This window comes from Butyrivibrio sp. (assembly GCF_024699075.1).
This window is the reverse complement of record NZ_JAILQF010000373.1, coordinates 1-6,972: the sequence shown is the minus strand read 5'-3', so window position 1 is coordinate 6,972 and position 6,972 is coordinate 1. Positions and strand designations below refer to the sequence as shown.

6 protein-coding genes and 1 pseudogene are annotated in these 6,972 nt (G+C 41.3%); all 7 read left to right on the top strand.

Going from position 1 to position 6,972, the window contains the following annotated elements; all coding sequences use genetic code 11:
* A pseudogene (locus tag K6G87_RS15045) lies at nt 1-243 on the top strand (ornithine carbamoyltransferase); the annotation flags it as partial.
* 269 nt (nt 244-512) lie between these two features.
* Nucleotides 513-1,313 (top strand): biotin--[acetyl-CoA-carboxylase] ligase, encoded by an 801-nt coding sequence (locus tag K6G87_RS15040; RefSeq protein WP_296839027.1) that lies wholly within the window; start codon nt 513-515, stop codon nt 1,311-1,313.
* Nucleotides 1,314-1,426: 113 nt separating this feature from the next.
* A complete protein-coding gene (locus K6G87_RS15035; RefSeq protein WP_296839031.1) occupies nt 1,427-2,236 on the top strand; it encodes a type III pantothenate kinase in 810 nt (269 codons plus the stop codon).
* A gap of 99 nt (nt 2,237-2,335) precedes the next feature.
* Nucleotides 2,336-2,938 carry a DUF6145 family protein gene (locus K6G87_RS15030; RefSeq protein ID WP_296839024.1) on the top strand — a complete coding sequence of 201 codons (603 nt, stop codon included), beginning with the start codon at nt 2,336-2,338 and terminating at the stop codon, nt 2,936-2,938.
* Nucleotides 2,939-3,198: 260 nt separating this feature from the next.
* Nucleotides 3,199-4,179, top strand: coding sequence for a tRNA dihydrouridine synthase DusB (gene dusB / locus K6G87_RS15025; protein WP_296839020.1), 981 nt, complete (start codon nt 3,199-3,201; stop codon nt 4,177-4,179).
* A gap of 143 nt (nt 4,180-4,322) precedes the next feature.
* Nucleotides 4,323-4,808 carry a transcription elongation factor GreA gene (gene greA / locus K6G87_RS15020; protein ID WP_296839018.1) on the top strand — a complete coding sequence of 162 codons (486 nt, stop codon included), beginning with the start codon at nt 4,323-4,325 and terminating at the stop codon, nt 4,806-4,808.
* A gap of 158 nt (nt 4,809-4,966) precedes the next feature.
* Nucleotides 4,967-6,972: lysine--tRNA ligase (gene lysS / locus K6G87_RS15015; protein ID WP_296839015.1), on the top strand; the 2,006-nt coding region annotated here is incomplete at its 3' end.

Sequence of the window (6,972 nt, the reverse complement as noted above, 5' to 3'; positions counted from 1 at the left end):
TTATCTCCTTATGCTGTTAACAGCAAGGTTATGGCTAATGCAGGTGATAAGGCGGTATTTATGCACTGTCTTCCTTCATATCACGACCTTAATACCAAGATGGGTCAGAAGATCAAGGACAAATACGGACTTGATGAGATGGAAGTTACAGATGAAGTGTTCGAATCAGAGCAGTCACTGGTATTCCAGGAAGCCGAAAACAGAATGCACACGATAAAAGCGGTTATGTACGCGACGATTTGAGATTTTTGAGCAGTTTAATTAGAAATATAAGTTGTCCCCTGTAAGCTAAGTTGCTTATAGGGGATTTTTGCGTATAATTTAAAGGGATATAGAAGTACATCCATGTACTTCTAAACATATCCAGTTACATCCTGTAACAGTCGGATATAGAAGTACATCCATGTACTTCTGAGAATATCCCGGTTACCTCCTGTAACTGGGGATATAGAAGTACATCCATGTACTACAATTAAAGTGCGAAGTTTAAGTTGATATAAAGAGGTTTTTACATGCAGGAAATGACAGAAGATAGGATCAGATCTATGCTTACTACAAAGTGGGCTGGACAGAATCTTTATGTGAAAAAAGAAACCGGTTCGACCAATGATGATGCCAAAGAGGCCGGGCAGAATGGACAGGCTCATGGAACGCTTATAGTTGCTGATATGCAGACAAAGGGGCGGGGGAGAAATGGCAGATACTGGCATACTCCTAAGGAGAAGAATATAGCAATGAGTCTTCTTTTGCATCCTGAGTTTCCACCTGCCAAGGCACCTGAACTTACTATAGTAATGGGGCTTGCTCTTGCTCAGGGGATAGAAGAGGTATGCGGGCATAAGGTTGGTATCAAGTGGCCCAATGATATAGTTCTTGATAAGCATAAGCTTTGCGGGATCCTTACTGAGATGTATCTTCATGATGGAAGATGTGACGTTGTTATAGGTGTAGGGATCAATGTCAACCAGGAGGTTTTTGCGCCGGAGATTGCTGATATGGCCGGATCTCTTTTCACACAGACTGGTATAGAGTATGATAGGAATGAAGTTATTGCTAAGGTCATGAACGCTTTTGAGAAGGATTATGAACTCTTTTTGGAAAATGAGAATCTAAGGTCCCTTAAGGATAGCTATGAAGCTCATCTTCTTAATAAAGGAGAATCAGTCAGGGTCATTGATCCAAAGGGTGAGTATCAGGGGACGGCGCTTGGAATAACAGATACAGGTGAACTTATAGTAGACAAAGAGGATGGACAAAGAGTTATTATAAATGCAGGAGAAGTATCTGTCCGCGGACTGTATGGGTATGTATGATGTTGATGCCTGTTTGTTGTGGAGGTCAAATTTTTTTGGCATAATTTAACATTTTTGATAAGTGGTGCATTATTACACTGCGTTTGTAAAAGGAGAGTGAAATGAACAAAAAACTGGTCCTTGTAGTTGATATAGGAAATACAAATTTTACATATGGAGTTTTTGAGGGAAAAGAGCAGAAAGCAACCTTTCGCATGATGTCTCAGAATTCGCATACTTCTGATGAATACGGAATTGAGCTTATCGCAATGCTTGGCGCTAACGGAATCAATAAAGAAGATATTGAAGGAATAATAGTTGCCAGCGTTGTGCCGAAGGTTATGCATGCATTTGTATCTGCACTTATCAAGTACCTTGGAATAAGGCCTTATATAGTAGGTCCTGGAATCAAGACGGGTATAAAGATCACAACTGAAAACCCCAAGGAGATAGGCCCAGACCTTATTGTAGATGCTGTTGCCGGCTTTGAACTTTATGGCGGTCCTGTAATGGTCATAGATTTTGGAACAGCTACAACTTACGAGATCATAAATGAAAAGGGCGAATTCTTTACAGGTGTTATATCTCCTGGTATCAGAATTTCTGCCAAGGCTTTATGGCAGGATACAGCAAAGCTCCCTGAGATCGAGATCAGAAAACCCGCATCAATACTTGCCAAGGAGACTATTTCAAGTATGCAGGCTGGACTTATGTATGGACAAATCGGTCAGACCAAGTATATAATAAGCCGCATGAAAGAAGAGTCTGGTCTTAGCAACATGAAAGTTGTAGCTACAGGCGGACTTGGAAGAATGCTGGTTGATGATATTCCGGAGATAGACGTATATGATCCGGCGCTTACACTTGAAGGACTTAGAATTCTTTATGAAAAGAACAGAAAAGTTCAGCCTAAGGAAAGCGCTTATGAAGATAAGAGTGAATGAACCATTAGGTTCTCCTTTCAGTCGAACCATGAGGGTAGGAGTAAATCAAAGATTTACTCCTACATTAGGTTCTCCTTTCAGTCGAACCATGAGGTTAATATGATGAATAAAGATAATAATATAAATAATAATGAAGATATGGATGAAAATTTTGAAGGAGCAACTCCTGAATCTATAGATGAAGAGATTCATTCTCAGACTCTTGAAGGTCAGAAGAGAAAGCCTCAGCATCTTATAATCAATAAGGAAACCGGTAAGGTTGTAAATGCAGAAACGGGTGAAGAGGTTCAGTCGATTGATATTGTTACTGAAGATGGAATGCTTGGTTCTGTATCTTCAAGCGGAAGAATCGTTCTTTGCGGTGCCAATGCTTATGAGGAAAAGTATTACTACAATCCTCTTTTTAAGAGAGTTCCGGAGAGTATCCAGAAGGAGCTTCGTATAATCTGTGTTCTGTATACTCAAAATGCAGGAGGAGTCTTTACTATAGAGTTTGAAGAAGATGGAACTATCACTATGGAGACCAATGCAGATGAAGAGGATATCACTTATGATGAAGTAAGTGCAGGCCTTTTAATTGGAGAAATTAGAAGACAGCGCCAGGATCTTTTCAAGGCTCTTGAAACATATTACAAGGTAATTGTTCTCCACCATGATATATCAGAGCTTTTAAGCGAAGATGAAACAGATGATGAGGACTAAAGGAGTTGATCTTTGATCAACTCCGCGAATTTATGGAACAAAGTTCCATAAATATCGAACCATGAGGGGAGGAGTAAATCAGAGATTTACTCCACGAATTGATGGAACAGAGTTCCATCAATATCGAACCATTAGTCACTCGCTTCACTCGCGACATGAGGGGAGGAGTAAATCAAAGATTTACTCCACGAATTTATGGAACAAGTTCCATAAATATCGAACCATTAGGTTCTCCTTTCAGTCGAACCATGAGGTTGAAAATGCAATATTATCATGAGCTGCAGATTGGCAGCGTTACTATTCCTAACAATATAATCTTAGGCCCTATGGCAGGTGTATCAGACCTGCCATTTCGTTTGCTGTGCCATGAGCAGGGTGCAGGGCTTGTATGCATGGAGATGGTATCTGGTAAGGCCATAACCTATAAGAACAAAAAGACAGGTGACCTTATGGAGATACATGAGGGTGAGCATCCCGTATCGCTCCAGCTCTTTGGATCAGAACCTGATACTATGGCAAAGGCAGTTGAGATGATCAATGACAGGCCCTTTGATATTCTTGATATCAATATGGGATGTCCTGTTCCCAAGGTTGTATCTAACGGCGAAGGGTCAGCTCTTATGAATGATCCTTCTTTAATAGAAGAGCTTGTAAGAAGTGCCAAAAACAGTACAGATCGTCCTGTGACAGTTAAGATTCGCAAAGGCTTTACCGAAGAAAGTGTTAACGCTGTAGAATGTGCCCTTGCTGCACAAGCGGGTGGAGCTGCTGCAGTTGCAGTTCATGGGCGTACAAGGCAGCAGTATTATAGCGGCAAGGCTGACTGGACTATTATTGCAAAAGTCAAAGAGGCTTTATCCATTCCGGTTATAGGTAATGGAGACGTTGTAGATAGCGAATCTGCAAAGAAGATGATTGATGAGACCGGATGCGACGGCGTTATGGTGGCAAGAGCTGCTCAGGGTAATCCCTGGATATTCAGAGAGATCGCAGCAGGACTTAAGGGAGAAGACATACCGGATCGTCCTTCTTCCAAAGAAGTATACGACATGATAATAAGGCATGCCGACCTTCAGCTTAAATATAAGGGCGAATATATAGGTATCAGAGAGATGAGAAAGCATGTCTCCTGGTACACTGCAGGATATCCGAATTCTGCAAGGCTTAGAGATGCTGTTAATTCCATGGAAGATATGGATAGCCTCAAAAAGGCTTGCAGAGAAGTCTTTTTGGCGGAATAATAATAGGACAGTTGTAAGAATTAGGAAATATCCTATTGCGTTTTAAAATTTATTATTGTAGAATATACGAGTTATATTCTACTTATACGAAATTTGACTAAAATAATGTTTTAAATAAAGATTTTAGGAGGCACAAGCAGACCATGGATGAGAAGAAGATTTTAACTTATGAAGGCCTGAAGAAGTACGAGGACGAACTCGAGAACCTTAAGGTCGTTAAAAGAAAAGAAGTTGCAGAGAAGATAAAAGAAGCTCGTGAACAGGGTGACCTTTCTGAGAACGCTGAGTATGATGCAGCTAAAGATGAGCAGCGTGATATCGAAGCAAGAATCGAAGAGCTTGAGAAGATTCTCAAAAATGCAGAAGTAGTAGTTGAAGAAGAAGTTGATCTTGATAAGATCTCCATCGGTTGCAAAGTTAAAGTTAAAGATATAGAGCTTGATGAGGAAGTTGTATATAAGATCGTAGGATCTTCAGAAGCAGATTCTCTTAAGGGCAAGATCTCTAACGAGTCTCCTGTTGGTAAGGCTCTTATTGGAGCTAAGAAGAACCAGACAGTTAAGGTTGAGACTCAGGTTGGCGTTCTCAAATTCAAGGTTCTTGAGATCGAGCGTCCACAGATCGCTTAAGTTTTAACTTGTAAGAGGCCGGGGACATCGGCTAATAATAGTGTATGACTCAAATTAAAGTCCTGTGTTATGCACAGGACTTTTGTTGCGTGAAGTACTCCTGTAATACGAGCTCTGCAGGCAGGTACTGAATACAAGTCTCGTAAGTGAGGTAAGAAATGGCAGATAACAATCAGCAGAACAAGGGTGCTGCACCCGCAGAAGAGCAGGACGTTGGAAGACTTCGTCAGGTAAGACGTGATAAGCTCAAGGAATTACAGGATGCCGGTAAGGATCCTTTTCAGATAGTAAAATATGATCAGACACATCACACTAAGGAAATTCGTGATAACGTAGAAAAGTTTGAAACAGTTCTTGAAGTAGGAGAAGATGGAAGGACAATTACTCCTTCAAGAGAGTCAGTTCCTGCAGACAAGATCGTATCTATCGCTGGTCGTATGATGTCCAAGCGTGTAATGGGTAAGGCATCATTTTGTAATGTTCAGGACAGAGACGGACGTATGCAGGTATATGTATCACGTAATGATCTTGGTGATGAAGCATATGCAGAGTTCAAGCGTATGGACATCGGTGATATCGTAGGAATCAAGGGATTTGTATTTAAGACCAAGACAGGTGAACTTTCAGTTCATGCATTTGAGCTTACCCTTCTTTCAAAGTCCCTTATGCCACTTCCTGAGAAGTTCCATGGACTTACAGATACAGAGACAAGATATAGACAGAGATACGTTGACCTTGTAATGAATGAAGACGTTAAGGAGACATTCAAGAAAAGGTCTGCAATCCTTCGTGAGATCCGTAACTTCTTATCAGGCCGTGATTTCATGGAAGTTGAAACACCTATGCTTGTTGAGAACGCAGGTGGTGCTGCAGCAAGACCTTTCATAACACACTACAATGCACTTGGAGAAGACAGAAAGCTTCGTATCTCTCTTGAGCTTTATCTTAAGAGACTTATCGTAGGTGGAATGGAAAGAGTATACGAGATCGGCCGTGTATTCCGTAATGAAGGAACAGATCCTCGTCACAATCCTGAGTTTACACTTATGGAGCTCTATCAGGCATATACAGATTATGAAGGAATGATGGAACTTACAGAGTCCATGTTCAGATATCTTGCCGAGACTGTATGTGGTACAACTCAGATTACATATGGCGACAAGGTTATTGACCTTGGTAAGCCTTTTAAGAGACTTACAATGTCAGATGCTGTTAAAGAATATGCAGGTGTTGATTTTGAGACTATCGAGTCCGCAGATGCTGCAGTAGCTCTTGCGAAGGAAAAAGGTCTTGAGATCGAGGCAGGTCACGATACAAAGGGTGATATCTTAAACCTCTTCTTCGAAGAGTTCTGCGAAGACAAGATGATTCAGCCTACATTCATCATGGATCACCCTGTTGAGATCTCACCTCTTACAAAGAGAAAGCCTTCTGATCCTTCCAAGGTTGAGCGTTTCGAGCTTTACATCAATGGATGGGAGATGTGTAACGCATACTCAGAGCTCAATGATCCTATCGATCAGAGAGAGCGTTTCAAGGCACAGGATGCACTTGCAGAAGCAGGTGATGAAGAAGCTAACCATACAGATGAAGACTTCCTTAATGCTATGGAGATCGGTATGCCTCCAACAGGTGGTATTGGATATGGTATAGACAGACTTTGCATGCTCCTTACAAATGCACCAAGTATCCGTGATGTACTCCTTTGGCCTGCACTTAAGTCACTTGATCCAAATGCAAGAAAGTCATCTGAAGCTGAGGCAGAATCTACAGGATTCTTCACTCCTAACAACAAGATCGACTTCTCTAATGTTAAGATCGAGCCTTTATTCGAAGAGAACGTTGACTTCGAGACATTCTCAAAGTCGGACTTTAGAGCTGTTAAGGTTAAGGCCTGCGTAGCAGTTCCTAAGTCCAAGAAGCTCCTTCAGTTCACACTTGATGATGGAACAGGCACAGATAGAACTATCCTTTCAGGAATTCATGCATATTATGAACCTGAAGAACTTGTTGGCAAGACACTTGTAGCTATTACAAATCTTCCACCAAGAGCCATGATGGGAATTGAATCATGCGGTATGCTTCTTTCTGCAGTAAATAACAAGAAGGATTCAGAAGACGAAGAGCTTCACCTTCTTATGGTTGATAACCACATCCCTGCAGG